At 64.7% G+C, this 19,552-nt stretch carries 12 protein-coding genes and 1 tRNA gene; 6 read left to right on the top strand and 7 right to left on the bottom strand.

The features are described from left to right. Positions 1-3: 3 nt before the first annotated feature. Positions 4-183, bottom strand: a complete 180-nt coding sequence (locus tag GL284_RS17170; RefSeq protein ID WP_076365648.1) for a type II toxin-antitoxin system Phd/YefM family antitoxin — start codon at positions 181-183, stop codon at positions 4-6. 49 nt (positions 184-232) lie between these two features. On the opposite strand from GL284_RS17170, the gene GL284_RS17165 reads away from it, so the two are divergent. After that, the gene (locus tag GL284_RS17165; RefSeq protein WP_155045829.1) at positions 233-1,186 is read left to right on the top strand and encodes a GIY-YIG nuclease family protein; all 954 of its coding nucleotides are present in this window, start codon (positions 233-235) and stop codon (positions 1,184-1,186) included. Positions 1,187-1,457: 271 nt separating this feature from the next. Here the strand turns inward: GL284_RS17165 and GL284_RS17160 are convergent. Next, a tRNA-Ser gene (locus tag GL284_RS17160) sits at positions 1,458-1,547 on the bottom strand. Positions 1,548-2,028: 481 nt separating this feature from the next. Here GL284_RS17160 and GL284_RS17155 point away from each other — a divergent pair. From GL284_RS17155 to GL284_RS17145, 3 genes are read left to right on the top strand one after another with little or no spacing between them, the layout of a single operon-like run. Continuing rightward, positions 2,029-7,500, top strand: a complete 5,472-nt coding sequence (locus tag GL284_RS17155; RefSeq protein ID WP_155045828.1) for a glutamate synthase-related protein — start codon at positions 2,029-2,031, stop codon at positions 7,498-7,500. A 3-nt stretch (positions 7,501-7,503) separates the two neighbouring features. Further along, entirely contained in the window at positions 7,504-9,258 is a 1,755-nt protein-coding gene (locus GL284_RS17150) for a diflavin oxidoreductase (protein ID WP_155045827.1), read from the top strand. A gap of 8 nt (positions 9,259-9,266) precedes the next feature. Then, a complete protein-coding gene (locus GL284_RS17145) occupies positions 9,267-10,250 on the top strand; it encodes a hypothetical protein (RefSeq protein WP_155045826.1) in 984 nt (327 codons plus the stop codon). A gap of 106 nt (positions 10,251-10,356) precedes the next feature. Here the strand turns inward: GL284_RS17145 and GL284_RS17140 are convergent, their stop codons facing one another. The 5 genes from GL284_RS17140 to GL284_RS17120 form a co-directional block, all read right to left on the bottom strand. Then, the gene (locus GL284_RS17140; protein WP_155045825.1) at positions 10,357-12,429 is read right to left on the bottom strand and encodes a TonB-dependent receptor; all 2,073 of its coding nucleotides are present in this window, start codon (positions 12,427-12,429) and stop codon (positions 10,357-10,359) included. A gap of 195 nt (positions 12,430-12,624) precedes the next feature. Further along, positions 12,625-13,431 carry an ABC transporter ATP-binding protein gene (locus GL284_RS17135; RefSeq protein WP_155045824.1) on the bottom strand — a complete coding sequence of 269 codons (807 nt, stop codon included), beginning with the start codon at positions 13,429-13,431 and terminating at the stop codon, positions 12,625-12,627. Further along, positions 13,424-14,404: a FecCD family ABC transporter permease gene (locus tag GL284_RS17130; protein WP_155045823.1), complete on the bottom strand. Its 981-nt coding sequence runs from the start codon at positions 14,402-14,404 to the stop codon at positions 13,424-13,426. Before GL284_RS17130 ends, GL284_RS17135 begins: the two co-directional genes overlap by 8 nt. Further along, positions 14,401-15,387 carry a FecCD family ABC transporter permease gene (locus GL284_RS17125; RefSeq protein WP_341870489.1) on the bottom strand — a complete coding sequence of 329 codons (987 nt, stop codon included), beginning with the start codon at positions 15,385-15,387 and terminating at the stop codon, positions 14,401-14,403. Before GL284_RS17125 ends, GL284_RS17130 begins: the two co-directional genes overlap by 4 nt. Continuing rightward, positions 15,384-16,322 carry an iron-siderophore ABC transporter substrate-binding protein gene (locus GL284_RS17120; RefSeq protein WP_155045821.1) on the bottom strand — a complete coding sequence of 313 codons (939 nt, stop codon included), beginning with the start codon at positions 16,320-16,322 and terminating at the stop codon, positions 15,384-15,386. The genes GL284_RS17125 and GL284_RS17120 overlap by 4 nt, the downstream gene beginning before the upstream one ends. 123 nt (positions 16,323-16,445) lie before the next feature. On the opposite strand from GL284_RS17120, the gene GL284_RS17115 reads away from it, so the two are divergent. After that, the gene (locus GL284_RS17115; protein WP_155045820.1) at positions 16,446-17,522 is read left to right on the top strand and encodes a siderophore-interacting protein; all 1,077 of its coding nucleotides are present in this window, start codon (positions 16,446-16,448) and stop codon (positions 17,520-17,522) included. Positions 17,523-17,862: 340 nt separating this feature from the next. Then, positions 17,863-19,275 carry a tyrosine-type recombinase/integrase gene (locus tag GL284_RS17110; protein WP_155045819.1) on the top strand — a complete coding sequence of 471 codons (1,413 nt, stop codon included), beginning with the start codon at positions 17,863-17,865 and terminating at the stop codon, positions 19,273-19,275. Positions 19,276-19,552: the final 277 nt, after the last annotated feature.

Raw genomic sequence — 19,552 nt, 5'->3', positions numbered from 1 at the left:
CCCTTACTTACTCGACTGATCATTGTGCCCCGCTTCCATTGCCTTCAATCGCTCATACTCTTCAACTGCCAGCACGACGACGACTGCCCGGCCATGCTTTTCGACGGTGACGGGTTCAGCCCGCGCCATGTCGATCAGCCTGCCGAAATTATACTTCGCGTCCTTGGCTGATATTGCCTGCATGGTGTACCACCTGCTAACGATCAGGCAATAGTGGCCAAAGTGGCCATGGATGCAAGGCGAAAATGTGAAACCCCGCTCGATCAACATCTTCCTGCTCGACGGCGATCCGAACGGCATTCGGGTGGCGCAGATTTCGATGTCGACGATCCAGGCCATCGCCTTCCGCCGCAACCAGCTGCGACGGGTCCGCGAGGCCTTCCCCGAGATCGAGCGGCCCGGCGTGTACATACTGATCGGCGCTGACGAGGATGCGCAGGATCGTCAGCTTTCCTACATCGGCGAGTCGGAAGGTGTCGGCGCCCGCCTGTCGTATCACAACTCCAACGAGGGAGGGCGAGACGCCAAGGGTTTCTGGACCGATACGGTCGTCCTGATCAGCAAGGACGAGAACCTGACCAAGAGCCACGCTCGGTATGTCGAGGCCTGCCTGATCCGCGGCGCAGGAAGTAATCCTCGCTGGACCCTTCCCAATACGCGGACACCCTCCGACGATGCCGGCAAGTTGCCGCTGCCCGACCGTGCCGCCATGGACGAGTTCGTGGATCAGACAAAAACGCTGGTCGGTGCTCTTGGCTGGGATTTGTTTCGTGAAATCCGGGGGCGCGCCCCGGAACAGATGCTGGAGCAGGCGTTGCCAACGGCTGAAGCCCACGCGAGCCCTCGCTTTTTCTTTCGCGGCGAGGGCTTCGCAGCGGAGATGGAGATCGGCCCCTCAGGGGACTTCGTGATCACTGCCGGATCCAAGGCGAGGGTCCGAACTACGCGAACGATACCAAGAGGTACGGCCACCCTCAGGAACACCCTCATAGAGAAGGGCGTCCTTCGCGAAGAAGGTGATTTCCTCATCTTCACAAGCGACTACAGCTTCACATCCGCATCTGCCGCAGCTGCGACCGTCATCGGCGCGAGCGCAAACGGTCGAATTCTCTGGAAGCTTCCGGACGGACGCACCTACGCGGACTGGGAGGCGAGCCAAGACATCGCGGCAGGAACGGTTGGCTGAAGGCGGCGGAGTTCGATTTATGTTCCTTCTGTGCGCGCCCCTGAAATCGAAGTGCTCAGCTGCGTGGCTTAGAAAGCATAGCGTTTTTAGTGGCTTGCAAAAAATTCACCAAATCCGTGCAGTCAACAGGTCCGGAGAATATTGGCCCTGAGAGACCGCTTTCGGGCCACCTAGCGGCAGCTGCAGTGCTCAGCCCCTCCCGCATAACCCTTGAAAACAACGGAAAAATCCGGCCGCAGCCGGATGGGGAGAACGCTTTCGCAGGGGCAAGTGGCGGAGACGAAGGGATTCGAACCCTCGAGACGGTCTCCCGTCTGCACCCTTAGCAGGGGTGTGCCTTCGACCACTCGGCCACGTCTCCGCCGCCCCGTATATGGATCGGCATCCCCGGAAACAAGGGGTTTTTGCGCAAAGGCTTGCATTCTTGTGACAGCCGCATTTCCGGCGTTTTTCGCGGGGCATGGCCGGGCGCATGGCGGGTTCGGGGGCAGGGGGCAGCGAAGCTTTCCTACTTGGCTCCGACACGCTGATCGCAAGCGCGTTCAGCGCGTTACGCCGGGATATGGGCGGCTTCTGGCGGGCAGGCGCTGCCGGTCCCGGAGGCTGCAAAGCTGTCGCCCGCGCCACGCAGCGCCAGCCTGCCATCACGCATCCATGCCCCGCACACATCTGCGTCGCGCCCAGCATTTTTCGTTGATCTGAGCCCGGGCTTTGGGTATCACCGCCTCCGGCCAGCTTGCTGCATGTCAGCATTTGCCAGGTATCCCGAAAAGATTTGTCGCCTCCGGTCGGTTTTTGCCGTGCCGGTCTTTGCGTCGCCTGGAATATGCGAGGTTGCCCGATTGAACACGTCCAGCACTGCCTTTGGCCTGTATGACCCGACCCTTGAACACAGCGCCTGTGGCGTGGGTTTTCTGACGCGCAAGGATTCCGTGCAGACCCATGACGTGCTGCTGAAGGGCCATGAGGCGCTGTGCGCCGTGCCGCATCGCGGGGGCATGTCGTCCGAGGGCGTGGGCGACGGGGCGGGGATCTCGGTCGATCTGTCGCTGCATTTCTTTCGCAAGCTGACGGGCGCGGCGCTGCAGCCGGGCGGCTTTGGCGTCGGGAATTTCTTCCTGCCTGCCGACCCAGCCCAGCATGACCGGGCCGCAGGTCTGATCGACGCGGTGCTGCGCGAGGTGGGAATGCAGATCCTGCTGGTGCGCGAGGTGCCGGTCGATCCCTCAGCGATCCTGCCGCGCGCCGCCCGCTGCCAGCTGACGATCCGGCAATGGATCTTTGCCGCGCCCGATGATCTGCGCGGCCCGGCGCTGGATGCGCGCATCCATCAGGCGCTGCTGCAGATCGAGGCGGTCGCCTATACCGTGCCGGAACTGGACGGGCTTTACCCGGTCTCGCTGTCGGCGCGGACGCAGGTGCTGAAGGGGCGGCTGAATTCCTGGGAGATCGTGCCCTATTTCCGCGATCTCAGCGATCCCGACCACCGCGTGCATACGATGTATTTCCACACGCGGTTTTCGACCAATACCGATCCGCACCCCTCGATGGCGCAGCCCTTCCGGCTGATGGCGCATAATGGCGAGCTGAACACCGACAAGAAGAACCGCCTGTCCGAGGCCGCCGTGGCGCTGGCGCGCAACCAGACCATCCTGCGACCGCGCGGACAGTCTGACAGTTGCCGGCTGGACCAGACGCTGAATGCGCGGGTCTATGACGAAGGGCTGGGGCTGGTTGCGGCGGTCGTCTCGATGATGCCGCCGGCTTGGGAAAACGACAGCCGCATGTCGCCCGCTGTCCGGGCCATGCTGGAATATTTCTCGCTTTACGAGGAAAAGAACGACGGTCCCGCCGCGCTGGTCTTTGGCGATGGCACGATCATCGGCGCGCGGCTGGACCGGCTGGGCCTGCGCCCGCTGCGCACCACCGAAACCGAGGAATATCTGGCGGTGATGTCCGAGGCCGGGCAGGTCAACTTCGCCCCCCATACCGTGCTGCGACGCGGGCGGGTCGAGGCGGGGGGGATGATCTATTACGACCACGCGATCAAACGCATCCATGAAACCGACACGGCGCTGGACATGCTGGCGGCGCAGGCAGATTACCCGGCGCTGCTGGCCGCCGCGCAGGTGAATATCGACGCGCTGCCCGAGCCTGCGGACGATCCGCAGACGGCGATCAAGGTCTATCAGGGCGATCTGTCGCGGCCCGCGCGTTACGTCGCCTATAACCACAATCAGGAAAGCTTCCGCTTCCTGATGGACCCGATGCTGCAAACCGGGGTCGAGAAGGTCTCGGCCATGGGATATGGCAATGCGATCAACGCATTGTCCGATAACGAAGGCGGGGTCGCCAAATATTTCAGCCAGCGTTTCGCGCAGGTCACCAACCCGCCGCTGGATTCGATCCGCGAGGCGGATGGCATGACGCTGCGGGTGGCCTTGGGCGAAAAGCCGCATCTGGGGCAGTCGCGGTCGCGCCAGATCGTCGTGAACTCTCCGATCCTGCGCATGACGGACATGCTGAAGATCAAGGCGCAGGACGCGACGCCATGGCCGGTCTTCGACATGCTGTATCACCCGGCATTCGGCGCAAGCGCGGCCAATGAAACCGCGCTGATCGGTGCCCTTGACAGCATTGCCGCCGAGATTGCGCAATTCGCCCGCGACAAGGGCGGCATCGCCATTCTGTCGGACCGCCATATCAGCCGCGACCGCGCGGCGCTGCCGATGACGCTGGCCGTGGCGGCGATCAATCAGAAGCTGATCGAGCAGGGCCTGCGGCTGAAAATCAGCCTTGTGGTCGAAAGCGGCCAGATCTCGTCGTCGCATCACATCGCCTGCGCGCTGGGATTTGGCGCGGCGGCGGTCTATCCGCTGGGCGTGCGGATGCGGGCCGAAGAGCTGTTCGCCGACAAGGCCGCGGCGGCCTTCAAGAAATTCCACAAGGCCGCCGAAAAGGCCCTGATGAAGACCATGGGCAAGGTCGGGCTGTGCACCGTCGAAAGCTATTCCGGCGGCGAATTCTTCGAGCCGAACTTCCTTGATACCGACGATCCGGTGTTTCGCCGTTATCTGCCCAACATGAAGACCCCGGTGGGCGGCGTGCGCTTTGCGACCGTGGCCCAGTCGGTCGCGGATTGGCATGAAAGGGCGCTGAGCATCGAAAGCGCCGATGACATTCCGATGCTGGGGCTGTTCAAGGAACGCTCGGAAGGGGCGGGCCATTCCTATGGCGCGGCGGCGGTGCGGGGTTTCGTCGATCTGACCGAAGAACCGATCAGCCTTGGCGGCGACGATCCCGATGGCGAAACCGATCCGCTGCGGCTGCTGACCCTGCGCCAGCTGGACGACGCCTTCGGTATCGACGATGACAGCTATGTCAACACCAGCTTTGGCAAGCTGACACCCGACCGCATCGACGGCTTCCAGATCACGCCCGGCTATCGCGCCTTTTCGCGGGCCATGGCCGAGGAACGCCACCGCCGACCCGCAGCGCTGCGCGATGTGCTGGCCTTTCCCGCCGACGTGACCTTCCTGACCTCGACCGCCGATATCAAGCGCGAGATGATGCTGTTCAACCGGGCGGGCAACAATGATTTCGTCATTCGCGGCCTGACCTGCGACACGCTGGGGCAGGGCCGTTTCGCGCTGGCGCTGACCGGCCCCAAGGCGGGCCAGATCGGACGGCTGGATGCGCTGGCGCAAACGCTGGTCGAACGCTTCGGCACCGACATCCACGGCCATTGGCTGGAAGGCGGGCGGCTGCATGTCGAATGCGGCGGCTGGGCGCTGGATTACCTGTCGCGGCTGCGCGCCGGACCTGATCCCATCGCGCTGGATCTGGTCGAACCCGCGTCCGCGATCACGCCGCGTCTTGCCTCGGGGGCGATGTCGCATGGGGCGCTGGTCGCCAGCGCGCATGAGGCGGTGGCGCATGGCACGAACATGGTCGGCGGCATGTCGAATTCCGGCGAGGGCGGCGAACATCTTAGCCGCTATGGCACCATCCGGGCCAGCCGGATCAAGCAATTCGCCAGCGGCCGCTTTGGCGTCTGGGCGGGCTATCTGGCCGATCCGAACCTTGAGGAAATCGAGATCAAGATCGGGCAGGGCGCCAAGCCCGGCGAAGGCGGCCAGCTTCCCGCCCCCAAGGTGACGGTCGAAATCGCCGCCGCGCGGGGCGGCACGCCGGGGGTCGAACTGATCAGCCCGCCGCCGCATCACGACACCTATTCCATCGAGGATCTGGGCCAGCTGATCCATGACGCCAAGGCGGCGCGCGTGCGCGTCGTGGTCAAGCTGGTCAGTTCCGAAGGCATCGGCACCATCGCGGTCGGTGTGGCCAAGGCGGGCGCGGATGTCATCAACGTCGCGGGCAATACCGGCGGCACCGGCGCGGCCTCGGTCACGTCGCTGAAATATACCGGGCGGGCGGCGGAAATCGGCATTGCCGAGGTCCATCAGGCGCTGTGCGCCAATGCCATCCGGCAAAAGGTCACGCTGCGCTGTTCTGGCGCGATGCAGACCGGATCGGATGTGGTCAAGGCCGCCTTGCTGGGCGGCGACAGCTTTGAATTCGGCACCACGGCGCTGATGATGCTGAAATGCGTGATGGCCAAGAACTGCAACGTCAGATGCCCGGCGGGCCTGACCACCAATCCCGAAGTCTTTGACGGCGACCCGCGCGCGCTGGCGCAATACCTGCTGAACATCGCCCATGAGGTGCGCGAGATCCTGGCCACGCTGGGGCTGGCCAGTCTGGCCGAGGCGCGGGGACGCTCGGACCTGTTGCATCTGCTGGATCATCCGGCGTCGGTCGGGCAGCTGAACCTGCGCGCCATGCTGACGCCGGTGCCCGAAGACCGCGTCGATCACCCGGTCTATCTGGAACGCGATTACAGCGTTGACGACATGCTGCTGGAGCAGTTGCGCGACCGGCTGCTGCGCGGCGGTGAAAGCCGCATCGTGCTGCAGCCCAATCAACCGCTGGGCAACCGCGACAAGTCGGTCGGCGGTCAGTTGGCCATCGACATCGAACGGATGCTGAACCATCAGGGTGCCACCCCGCGCGCCGCGATGACCGATGACCGTGGCCGGCGCTATCTGGGCCCCGAAACGGTCCGCATCCAGACGCAGGGCGCGGCGGGTCAAAGTTTCGCCGCCTTCTGCAATGACGGCATGGTCATGGAACATACCGGCACCTGCAATGACGGCGTCGGCAAAAGCGCCTGTGGCGGCCAGATCATCGTGCGCGCCCCTGCCGGAGGCGGGCAGGACCATGGGCAGAACGTGCTGGTCGGCAACTTTGCCCTGTTCGGCGCCACCGGCGGGCGCTGCTTCATTCAGGGGCAGGCGGGTGACCGTTTCGCGGTGCGGAACTCGGGCGCGACGGCGGTGGTGGAAGGGGTCGGCGATTTCTGCGCCGAATACATGACGCATGGCGCGGTGCTGAACCTTGGCGGCTTTTCCAAGGGCTTCGGCAATGGCATGTCGGGCGGCTTTGCCTATCAATACGATCCTGCGGGGCGGCTGAAGGATTTCATCAGCCGCGACTCGGTGATGTTCGGCACGCTGTCGGATGGCTCGGCGCAGGCGCAGATCCATGCCGATGCGGTACGGCAGCTGCTGCACTGGCACCATGACGCCACCGGATCGGCCCGCGCCGAACGGCTGCTGCGGGACTGGGACGAATGTCAGGGCGATTTCGCGTGGATCATGCCCAAGGCGCTGCTGCAATATCAGGACGCGGATGAAATCCTTGCCGCCCGGCCGCGCAAGGAACTGGCCGAGGAACTGGCCACCGCACTGGCCGCGCATCAGGTGGCGCAGGTCAAACGCGCATGGCGGACGGGCAGGGCCGTGCATCATGGCGCGGTTCCGGCCTATGGGGAAACCGACACGCAGGACATGTTCCGGCTGCTGAACAGCTATACGGTGATGCAGGCTGCCCGCGCGCTGGCCGAAAAGCGGGTGGGCCGTGCCGATCCGCTGGCCCGTGAAAAGGCGCAGCGCAACCTGATCCTGACCGAGGATTTCGCGCTGATGATGACGCTGGCCAAACATGCCCGCACCGCCATTGCCGATTACGACGACATGCAACTGGCGACATTGCTGGCCAACAAGCGGCTTGCCGATTTCAAGCGGGCGCTGTCGCTGCGCAATATCCTGTCGATGGACAGTCCCGGAACCTATGCGTGGATCCTGCATCAGGACCGCAAGAACCGTGGGCTTCTGGGCCATATCCCCAGCTTCGATGAGCTGTTCGCCCGCCAATCCCTTCCCGAGACGATCGCGCGCTGCGCTGCGGAGTAAGACATGCAATTGCCCTATATTCCTGACGACGCGCCCTTTAGTGGCGATCAGCGCACATGGCTGGCGGGGTTTCTGGCCGGGCTGCATTCGCGCAGCGCCATGGCGGCCGATCTTGCGGGCGGAGCCATCGCCTCGGCCCCTGCCGCGCAGACGCTGAAGCCGCTGGACATCCTTTACGGCACGCAGACCGGCACGGCCGAAGACCTTGCCCAGCAGGCCGCCGCCCTTGCCCGCGCCCGCGGCTTTCAGCCCCGGATCGAGGAACTGGACGCCATCGACATGTCCCGGCTGGCCGGAATGGAGCGGGCGATCATCGTCATCTCGACCTATGGCGAGGGTGAGATGCCCGACAATGCGCATCAGTTCTGGGATGCGCTGTCCGGTCCCGATGCCCCCCGGCTGGAACGGCTGTCCTTTGGCGTGCTGGCGCTTGGCGATACGGGATATGAACATTTCTGTCAGGCCGGCAAGCTGATCGACACGCGGCTGGAACAGCTTGGCGCGCAGCGGCTGGGCGCGCGGGTCGATTGCGATGTCGATTTCGAGGATGCCGCCGCCGCATGGCTGTCCAGTGTTCTGCCTGCCGACAGCGGCACGGCCCCCGCTGCCGCCCCGACCGCCGAGCCCGCCCCTGCGGCCAGCAAGACCGGCTTTGGCCGCAAGAACCCCTATGCGGCGCGGCTGATCCAGAACCGCCTGCTGTCCGGCGCGAATTCCGCCAAGGAGATCCGGCATTTTGCCTTTGATCTGGGCGATAGCGGTTTAAGCTATGAGGCGGGCGACGCGCTTGGCGTGATGCCGGTGAACAATCCCGCGCTGGTTCAGGCGCTGCTGGCGCGCCTTGGGGCGGCGCCGGATCTGGCCATCCCCGGTCAGGATGCCGGGCTTTCGGATCTGCTGACCCGCCGCCTTGAAATCCGCACCCCGCCGCGTGACCTGATCGCCGAGATCGGCAAGCGCGCGGGACACGAAGAACTGTCCCATGTGCTGGCCAATGGCGACAAAGAGGCGCTGGAGGCGTTCCTGTGGGGCCGCGACACGCTGGACCTGCTGAACCTTGCCCCCGGTCTGAAGCTGGATGCGGCCGAGTTTTTGGGCTGGCTTAAGCCCTTGCAGCACCGGGCCTATTCGATCTCATCCAGCCCGAAGGCCCATCCCGGCGAGGTGCATCTGACCGTCGCCGCCGTGCGCTGGATGGCGGGCGACCGCGCGCATGGGGGCGTCTGTTCGACCTTTCTGGCCGATCAGCAGGGTGGCAGCAGCCCGGTCTTTATGTCGCCCAACAAAAGTTTCCGCGTGCCGCAGGATGGCAGCGTGCCGATGATCATGGTCGGCCCCGGCACCGGCATCGCCCCGTTCCGCGCCTTCCTTGAGGAACGGCGCAGCTTGGGCGCCACGGGCATGAACTGGCTGTTCTTTGGCGATCAGCACCGCGCCAGCGACTTCATCTATGAAGACGAGATCGGCCAGATGAGCGCCAGCGGCTTCCTGACCCGGCTTGATCTGGCCTTCTCGCGCGATCAGGCGGACAAGATCTATGTGCAGAACCGCATGGAGGAAAACGGCCGTGCGCTGTTCGCGGCGCTGGAGGAGGGCGGGCATTTCTATGTCTGCGGCGATGCCACGCGCATGGCCCGCGATGTCGATGCCAGCCTGCACCGCATCATCGAAACCCAGGGCGGTCTGACCCCCGAGGCGGCAACCGAATATGTGAACCGCCTGCGACGCGACAAGCGTTACGTCCGGGATGTCTACTGAGGTCCGATTTGCGCGAAACACGCGACCCCCGGCCGCTGGCCTGCCCATGCGCCGCCGCAGCCACCTCCGCGCCTTTGCCCGAAAAGCTGGCCGATCTGGTGGCGCTGGCGGGCACGCAGGCGCTTGATCTGGGTCTGGCAGAACTGGCGCTGGTCGGCACCTGCTTTGACAATGCGCAGATCCTGATGCGCAATGCCGGCGCGCTGATTCAGGGGCGCGGCGGCTATGCCGCGTTTCAGCCCTGCGGCAGCAGGTTTCGCGCCAATCGCCGCCGCGTCACCATCCGCGTGAACGAAACGCGCGCCGTTTCGGTGCTGCGCAGCTCCGAGATGCCTGCGCGCCGCATGCCCGCGACGATCTCGGTCGTGGATGCGGCGGGCGTCGTCGGTCACCGGATCCAGCTTCTGGACGATGCCGACCGGCTGAAGGCGCAAAGCCTGCCATCCGCGGCGCTGGATCCCATGTCCGAACAGGGTGTCACCGCCATGTGGCAGGCGGCGAATGTCGTCAGCCTTGCTGGGGTGCGGCAGGCCCGGCAGCGTTGGACCGGCGCGCATCTGGGCGATCATCTGGACGATCTGCTGCTGGATGCCGGGCAGGCGCGGCTGTCCTGCCTGCCCTATCTGGGGCGGGCGCGGGCGCGGCGGGTCGCGACCTCGATCCTGCCGTCGTTTCTGGATTTCCTGTGCCACCACCGCGCCGGTTTCAGCGCGACGCTGCCATTTGGCGGCATGGCGCAATCCATGTCGGCCCAGGCCCTTGGTTTGCGCCGCGCCGGGTCGCTGCTGATCTGCGAGACGGATGCAGGTCTGTTTCTGGTGGACATGGCGCAGGTCGGGCAGGGCTGGGTCACACGCCTTGGCACCGCCGGGGTCGAGGCCGCGCTGGAGCTTTATGACCATGATGGCCGCTGCCTGCTTCTGCTGCACGGCGATCCGTGGTCGAATGCGACCAACTGGGCGTCGTATCTTGAGGCGATGCCCGGCGCCTGAACGCCTGTCGAAAGCAGGGCAGGTTCGGACGCCAATTCCCTGAAGATGCGCTATATTCGCGCTTAGCAGACAGGCGGCAATCGCTTGCCGCCTGCAGCGGGCCGGTTCAGAACTGATAGTCCAGACGGATGCCCACCTCGCGGCGATCGCCCAGTGTGGCCATCACGCCCGGACCGTAATCATAGGTGAAATACTCTTTGTCGAACAGGTTGGTGGCATAGGCCGTGAGCTTGGCCTCTTCCCACGCATAACCGGCTGCCAGATCGACAAGGCCATGGCCGCCCAGCGTGACCGGATCGGGCACATAGGATTCAAGCCGCGAAATCGTGCTGCTTTGCGCCGAGATATGGCCATTGACGAAAGGCCCGGTCACGTCACCCCACGCAAAGCCCAGCGAGATGTTGCTTTTCGGCGCCGACGGGAAGGGCAGGCCGGTGAAATCATCCGGCCCGGCGCGGAAATCGGTGAACTTGGTGTGCAGCAGTCCCACCGAGGCGGTCAGGTCCAGCATATCGGTCGCGGCATAGGCCAGCTCGAACTCGGCGCCATAGGATTTCGACTTGCCGGCATTGGCGATATAGCTGCTCTGCCAGTCCAGCGGATCGCGGCGCAACTCGACCTGCTGGTCCGTCCATTCCTGATAGAACACATTCGCGCCCAGCCGCAGCCGGTCCTGCATGAAGCGGCCGCGCCATGCCAGTTCCAGATTGCGGGTCTTTTCCGGGTCGTATTCATATTGGCTGCCATCCGCGACATAGATCGCCGAGCCGCCGGGCCGGTAGCCTTCCTGATAGATCAGCGCCACGCTTTGATTGGCGCCGAAGCTGTATTCCACGCCCAGCTTCGGGATAAAGACGCGATCGCTGAAATCCGTATCGGTATCGCTGCCGACCACGCCATCGCTGCGCACCCATGCCGACTGGTCCTGCTGGATATAATCCAGACGCGCGCCGCCGATCACCCGCCAGTTCGGCGCGAATTCATAGCTGGCCTCTCCGAACAGGGCATAGTTCCTGATCGTCGCGGCATTGCGGCTTTCGTCATAGCTCAGCAATTGCTGATTGCGGAAGCTGCTTTGCTTTTCGCGGGCGGCATAGGCTCCGGCCACCCAGCGCAGCGCGCCGCTGTCATAGTTCAGGCGGATTTCCTGGCTCAGCAGTTCTTGCCGGAATGCGCCGTCCACCGTCATGAATTCGCCCGGCGTGCCTTCATTGATCGAATGGCGTTCGGTCAGCGATTTCGTCCAGCCGGTCATCGCGGTCAGGCGCAGATTGGCGTTGAAATCATGCGTGACCTCGATGCCCAGATTGTTGACATAGGTTTCGCGCACATCCTGATAGACCGGCAGCGCCGTCAGCCCAAGGCTGCGGTAATAGTCGGGCAGAAGCGAGCCCCAGCCATCGCCGCGCCGGGCGTCATAGCCCGGCGAGCCCGTGGACCAAAGCGGCCCGACGATGTCGTTCTGCGTCGGGCCATCGAAGGACCGCGCATAGCTGAGGATGACGCGGGTATCGTCGTTTTCGGTCGGCAGCCACAGCACCTTGCCGCGCGCCACCCAGTAATCATCCGTGACATAATCGTCATAGCGGTCATATCGGGCATAGGAGGGATAATTCAGATCGCTGTCCTTTTCCGACCATTCCCCGCTGACCCGATAGGCGATGCGGTCATTGATGGCATCACCAAAGGCCAGGCCGGCCTGCTTGTGATTGTCCGAGCCATAGGTCAGTTGCGCCGCGCCCGACCGCGCGAATTCCGGGTCTTTCGTGCGCAGATAGATCGCGCCCGCCAGCGCCGCGCGTCCGGTCAGCGTCGATTGCGGGCCGCGATAGACCTCGACCTGTTCGGTATCAAAGACGCCGCGCAGCCCGCGCCGCGTGCCCTCGACCGTCTGCTGCACCCCGTCGATATAGAACGAGGCCAGCGGCGCGCCCAGCCCGCCCGGCGTCAGCCCTTCGGAATTGATGCCGCGCACCACGAAGCCGCTTTCGGTCCAGTCCCCGGTCGAGACGTTCGCCATATAGCGAAAGCTGTCGGTGTAATCCTGCACGATCGGCTGCGCCAGTTGCCGTTCGTTGACGATGCCGATGCTGGCCGTGGCCTCATCAATGTCGGTCGTGGTGCGGTCGCCATACAGCACGACCGGATCAAGTTCGATCGGGGCAGCCTGCTGCGCCATGGCCGCGGATGCAGCAAGAAGCGAGGCTGTGCAAAGAAAAACGGCCGTGCGGCGGTGACGGATCACTGGTCAACTCCCTCGATTGACATGCCTGCGGCGGGTCATGCCGCAATGCCGAGTAAAATACACGGTTATTTGAGGGGCCGCAGGAATCGCGTGCTGGCGGTTATGGATTGCGCCGGAATGTTGCGGAAATCACATAGGTTTGCGGGTGGTGCGGGACTTGCGCGGCAGGCAAAGCGGCGTGCCGGTTTCGGGGTCGGTCAGAATCGCCACCTCGACGCCAAAGACTTCGGCAATCGCCGGGGCGGTCAGGGTCGCCGTGGGTGTGCCGCTGGAATGGATGCGGCCATCCTTCAACAGCACAAGGTGATCGGCATAGCGCGCGGCCTGATTCAGGTCGTGCAGCACGGCGACGACCGTCGTGCCCTGCGTCTGGATCAGATCGCGGGCCAGTTCCAGCAGGTCGATCTGATGGGCAAGGTCCAGATAGGTGGTCGGTTCGTCCAGCAGCAGGATGCCGCCCTGCTGGGCAAGGGTCATGGCGATCCACGCCCGCTGCCGCTGCCCGCCCGACAGCGTGTCCAGCTTGTGATGGCGCAGATGCCCGGTCGAGGTCAGCGCCAGCGCCTGTTCGACCGCGGCGGTGTCGGCCTTGTTCCAGCCGCCGAACACGGTGCGATGCGGATAGCGGCCCTGCCGGACCAGATCCAGCACGGTCATCCCTTCGGGCGCGGTTGCGCCTTGGGCCAGAAAGCCGATGCGGCGGGCCACGGATTTCGTGGGCAGGCTGGCGATGGCCTTGCCGTCCAGCAGGATCGCTCCGGCGTGCAGCGGCTGAAGCCCGGCAAGGCTGCGCAGGATCGTCGATTTGCCCGAGCCGTTCGGCCCCAGCAGCGCGGTAAAGCGGGCAGGGGGGATCTGCAGGTCCAGCCCGTCCACCACCAGCCTGCGGCCATAGCCGATGCTGGCCTTGCGGGCGCTCAGTTCCGGATCAGTCATTGCGCCGTTTCCACAACAGAAAGCCAAAGAACGGCGCGCCCAGCAACGCCGTGAACAGGCCGACCGGAAGCTGGACCGGCGGCATGATGCGCCGCGCGGCCAGATCCGCGACCAGCACAAGGATCGCCCCCACCAGCGCCGAGGCCGGGATCAGCCGGGCATGGGCATGGCCGACCAGCCGCCGCGCCAGATGCGGCGCGGCCAGACCGACAAAGCCCACCAGCCCCGCCGCCGCCACCGCCGCCCCCGCCAGCGATGCGCAGATCAGCACCGCCATCCCGCGCAGCAGGTTGACGCGCTGTCCCAGACCGCGCGCCACCGTGTCGCCAAAGGCGATCAGGTCCAGTTCCCGCGCGATCAGCCATGCGGCGACAAAGGGCAGGATCGCCCACAAGGCCAGCATCCTGACCCGTTCCCACCGGCTGTCCTGCAGGCTGCCGGACAGCCAGATCATCGCCCGCTGCACCGCAGGCGGATCGCCGAAGGTCGAGATGAAGCTTGCTCCGGCCCCCGCCAGCGCGCCCAGCCCGATGCCGATCAGGATAATGCGCACCGAGCTTGTGCCCTGCCGCCACGAAAACGCATAGATCGCCGCCGACATGGCCAGCGCGCCCGCGAAGGTCAGCACCGGCAGCAGATCCTGCGGGATGGTGCGGAATTCGATGATGATCGCGGTCGCGGCCAGAGCTGCGCCCGCATTGATGCCCAACAGGCCCGGCTCGGCCAGAGGGTTGCGCATGATGGCCTGACATACCGCGCCTGCCACACCAAGGCTTGCGCCGACCAGCACCGCCATCAGCGCGCGTGGCAGGCGCAGCCCGGTCACGATCATGCGGGTTCCCGCGGGCGTGTCGGGGGCGCCGGTCAGGGCCGCCAGCACCTGTCCCAGACCCAGCCGCTGATCGCCCATGGCGATGGCGGCCAGAAAGGCGGCCAGCAGCCCGGCCAGAAGCAGCGCCCAGACGGCCCTCATGCGTTGGCCTCGCTGCGGGTATTGGCCAGCCAGATGAAGAAGGGCGCGCCGATCAGCGCCATGGTGATGCCCAGGGGCATGTCGGTGGCAAGAACCGCGCGCGGCAGGCTGTCGGCCAGCAGGGCCAGACCCGCCCCGCCCAGCACGGCAAAGGGCAGGATCAGCCGGTAATCCGGCCCGACCAGCAGCCGCACGATATGCGGCACGACCAGCCCGACAAAACCCAGCGGCCCGGCAATCGCCACAGCACCTCCGGCCAGTCCCACGACCAGCAGCCCCGAAATCAGGCGCCACAGCAGCGGGTTCTGCCCCAGCCCCCGCGCCGTGTCCGCCCCAAGGCTCAGCGCGGTGAATTGGTCACGCACCGCGATGGCCGCGATCAGCGCGGTGGCAAGCCAAGGCAGCACCGGCAGGATCTGCGCCATTTCGCGGTTCTTCAGGCTGCCCGCCGACCACATCCGCACCACGTCCAGCGTCTGGGCATCCAGCACCAGCACCGCCATGCCGACCGATCCTAGAAAGGTCGAGATCACCACCCCCGCCAGCACCAGCTTTAGGGGCGTCGCGCCGCCACGTCCGGCCGAGCCCAGCAGATAGACCGCCACCGCCGCCAGCGCCGCCCCGGCAAAGGCCGCCCAGACCAGCGCCCCGCCCGCCGTCACCCCGGCCAGCGAAATCGCCAGAATGACCGCGAAACTTGCCCCGGCATTGACGCCCAGCAGCCCCGGCTCGGCCAGCGGATTTCCGGTCACCGCCTGCATGATCGCCCCCGCAACAGCCAGCGCCGCCCCCGCGCTCAGCGCCGCGATGACGCGCGGCAGCCGGACCGAGCGGATGACGATATCGGCCCGCTCATCGCCCGGCGCGATCAGCGCCTGCAAGGCACGCGGCAACGAGATATCCGAGGACCCGACCGTCATCGCCCAAAGCGTCAGCACCAGCAGCGCCGCCAGCAGACACAGGAACAGACCGGCCGTCCTCACGGCGCGGCGATCACGAAACGCTCGATATCGTCCAGCACGCGATTGGCCGAGGCAAGCCCGCTGAACTCCATCCATGTCGCAGCAGAAACGCGGTGGACCTTGCCGGATTTCACCGCCGGCAGCATCTGCCACAGCGGGTTGGCCAGCACTTCCTCATGCCGGCCGTCCTTGTCGGAATCGTTGGTGCCGCCGACGATATACAGCAGCACATCGCCATCCAGCTGCGACAGCTCTTCCCAATCGGGGCGCTTCATCGACAGGCCGGGATCGTCGGTCACCTCATAGGGGCTGCGTCGCACGCCCGCCTGCTGCAGGATCGCAAAGGGCGCATAGGTCTGGGGCGCGTCCAGATAGACCTGAAAATCCCACGAGGTGATGCGCAGCACCGAGACCGTCCTGTCCGGCATCCGTGCCCTGATGTCGGCCAGCCGCGCGTCATAGGCGCGGAACTGATCGGCGATGTCCTGTTCCTTGCCGGTAAAGCCCGCCAGCAGCCCATAAAATCCCCGCCAATCGGTCGAGCCATAAAGCAGCGTCGGCGCAAGCTGCGACAGTTGCGGATAGATGGCGCTGGCCATGGCCTGATCGCCGGTCAGTCCAAGGATCAGGTCGGGCTGCAGCGCCACGATCGCCTCGAGGCTGGGCTCGGCGACAAAGCCGGTGCTGGTGACGCCATTCCCGGTCGCGCGGGTCTGCAGCGCCGTATCGCTCATGCGGTCAAGGGGGGCGCCGATGATGGGCAGGCCCACATCCATGCCGATGCCAAGGGCAAAGCTGGCATCCAGCACCACGACGCGCTTGGGGGCGGCGGGCACGCAAAGCGGGCTGGCATGGATTTCGGGGGCGTCCAGAAGCTTGCCCTCGCACGCCATCGCCGGCACAGCCAGACATGAGCCGACCACGGCCAGTGCGGCAGTTTTCAGTCGTGACACCATCGCCCGTCCCCCCTTCAAGCGCGCCTTTCCCTGACTTGCCAAATGTGCTGCGGGCTGGCAAGAAATCCGAGTAATTCTGTATGATTTGGCGCCGGTGCCGGTGCGAAACAGGGGCTGGGGGGAATGATGGTTGTCAAACATGCCGCGCGGATCGCCGTGCCGCTGGACCCTGTCGCCCGGTTTCTGGGTCAGGAAGCCGCCAGGATGGGGCTTGATCTGCAATCGACCGGCGCAGGCCATGTGCTGCAACTGGATGACGCGCGGCTGTCGCTGCAGCGCGCCCCCGAGGGCTGCGAATTGCTGATCGAGGCCGGGACCGAGGCCCTTCTTCACGAACTGCGCGAGGCCATCATCCATATCGCGACCGAACATCACCAGCCGCCCTTGCACCTGCAATGGGATCCGCGGCCAGCCGCTGCCAATTCAGTCAATCCCGGCAATCCCGCCAAGCTGACCGTGGCCAAGGTGGTTCAGAACCAGCGCATCTCTCCTTCGTTCCGCCGGCTGCGGCTGGCCGGGGATTTCGCCCGCTTCCGTGATGGCGGCATGCATTTCCGGCTGATCTTTGGCCCCGAAGGCGCGGGGCTTCCCCATGCCGATGAAAACGGCACGACGCATTGGCCCGAAGGCATCGACCGCTGGCACCGGCCACCCTATACCGTCCGCGCCATCGACCCGGATTGTGCATGGATCGACGTGGATATCTTTCTGCATGACGGCGGCCGCGTGACCGACTGGGCCAAGGCCACCCGGCCCGGAGATCTGGTCGCGCTGACCGGACCGGGCGGCAAGACGCCGCAGGTCGCTGACTGGATTGCCTATATCGGCGACGAAACCGCATTGCCGATCATCGCCCGTGGGCTGGAACTGCTGCCCGAGGGAACGCAGGGCGTCGCGCGGATCGTGCTGGCCGACCCCGCCGACCGCCAGCCGATCCGACATCCCGAGGGCGTGGACCTGCAATGGCTGTCAGGCGACCAGTTCTCGGCCTTGTCTGCCTTGCAGACGCTGGATCTGCCGCCACAGGGGCGATATGTGTTTTTCGCCGCAGAACGGCAGCAATCCGGCGCGGCGCGCGACTGGCTTGTGGCGCAGGGACTTCAGCGCGGCGAATTCACCACCGCCAATTACTGGACCGAAGGCTGGGTGCCGCCCGCCGATCAGGCGCGGCCAAGGGCCGGATGGATCACGGCGGTCTGAGGCAAGGCGGGCTGATCCCGCAGCGGGGGGTTGGTCAAGGCGCCCGATACAGGCAGATGCCCAGCGGCAGGGCCGCTGGTCAAAGAAGCAGCATCCGCCAAACAATCTGAACCAGTTTCATAGAAACGACAGACAAGCGGCTTAATGTTAAGGGAATTTCAGCCAATGGCGGAGAGGGTGGCCGCCATCATATTGTTGCGTCGTGTGAATATTTGAAAATATTTAACACGCAATAACAGTATCTTAACGACATAACTTTGTGAATAGCTGTGGCGAGCCGTTGCCATGGATTGCGACCTGTTGGATAGATAGCTTGGCAAGCGGAAAAGCGGGGTCGTCAATGCCTAGGGTTGTGGAAGAATTAAAGCCTGCTGCGGTGCAGGCGTTGAAGCACTTCGGGGGCGCGGCACATACGTTTCACGCGGTCGGCGGCGCGCCGGGGCTGATGCTGCAAATCACCGCGACGGGCGGGCGCTCATGGGTCATGCGGGTTCGGATGAATGGGACGCGCAAGCACTTCGGGCTTGGAACCTATGACAGCCGCGCGACGAACAACAATCCCGGCAGTCGTGATTACAACCCTATCTCGCTGGACCGGGCGAACTTGGCTGAAGCGCGGCGGCGCGCAGATGACATTCGGTCTGCGATCAAGGCCGGGGCTGATCCTGCCGAGGCGTGGCGCATCGGCGCGACCGTGCGCCGCCTGATGACCGTTGAACAGATGAACGCGGCGGACGCATGGTCTGCGGCGCGCGATCAGCGCCAAGCCATCCTTGACGGCGCGACGTTGGCTGACCGGATGACGTTTGCAACAGCGGTTGACGAATACCTGAAAACGAAACTGTCCGAATTCGACAATGAAAAGCATCGCAAGCAATGGCGCAGCACATTGGACAATTACGCTTGTCCGGTCATCGGAAAGACAAGCGTTGATGCGTTGACCGTTCACGACATTGAGCGGGTTCTAAATCCGATTTGGTTGACCAAGACCGAAACGGCATCAAGGCTGCGCGGACGAATTGAAAACGTCCTTGCGTGGGCGACCGTGAAGAAACATCGGACGGGCGACAACCCGGCGCGCTGGAAAGGCAACCTTGATGCGATCATGCCGAAGCCGTCAAAGGTGGCCGACAAGGACAATCAGCCCGCCTTGCAGTTGACCGATGCCGTGGCGTGGTGGAAGGCGCTGCGCAAACGCGAAGGCATGGCGGCTCGGGCGCTGGAATTTTTGACGCTCTGCGCCAGCCGGTCGGGCGAGATACGCGGCGCGACATGGGACGAATTCACCGATCTGGGCGGCGATGCGCCTATGTGGATCATTCCGGCCAGCCGCATGAAGGCGGGCAAGGAACATCGCGTTCCGCTCACGCCGGATGCCGTGGCGCTGCTGGACGCCATGCCGCGCCAAGCTGACGCGAAGCCGGGGCAAGATTATGTGTTCTGGGCGGCGCGCGGCGGAATGCTCTCGGACATGTCGATTTCAGCGGTCATGCGGCGGATGCAAGAGACTGCCGTGGCGAAGGGCGAAGCTGGCTGGCTGGATCGTGTCAGCAAGCGTCCTGCGGTCCCGCATGGCCTGCGCAGCACGTTCCGCGATTGGGTGGCTGAACGAACCGATTATCCCCGCGACATGGCAGAAATGGCATTGGCTCACACGGTCGGTTCGGAGGTTGAACGCGCGTATCGGCGCGGCGACATGCTGGACAAGCGGCGCGCGCTCATGGCCGATTGGGCGGCATTCCTGAATGGCTGATCAGTTCCGCAACATCTTTCTGTCTGAAAGGACGGTTGGTCGCGAAAAGGCGAAGTTCCTTTCACGACTATTCGGTATTTTTTCGGAGGAAATCGTTCGAATTTGGGCGGAAAACGATCAATGCCGATATGAAAACTTAGGTCGTCCGACCGGGCAGTGTCCCAACACATGGTGTAGGAGGCCGCGCGCGGAGCCTTCGGCGTAGCGCAGCGCGCGGCCGTTGGTGACGCTGGCGGTCACCGTCGATCTTCGGACAAGTTTCGGGTTGCGAGACCTT

It is taken from the genome of Paracoccus shanxieyensis (assembly GCF_009711265.1).
Classification (GTDB): domain Bacteria; phylum Pseudomonadota; class Alphaproteobacteria; order Rhodobacterales; family Rhodobacteraceae; genus Paracoccus; species Paracoccus shanxieyensis.
This window is presented reverse-complemented; position numbering and strand designations above follow the sequence as displayed.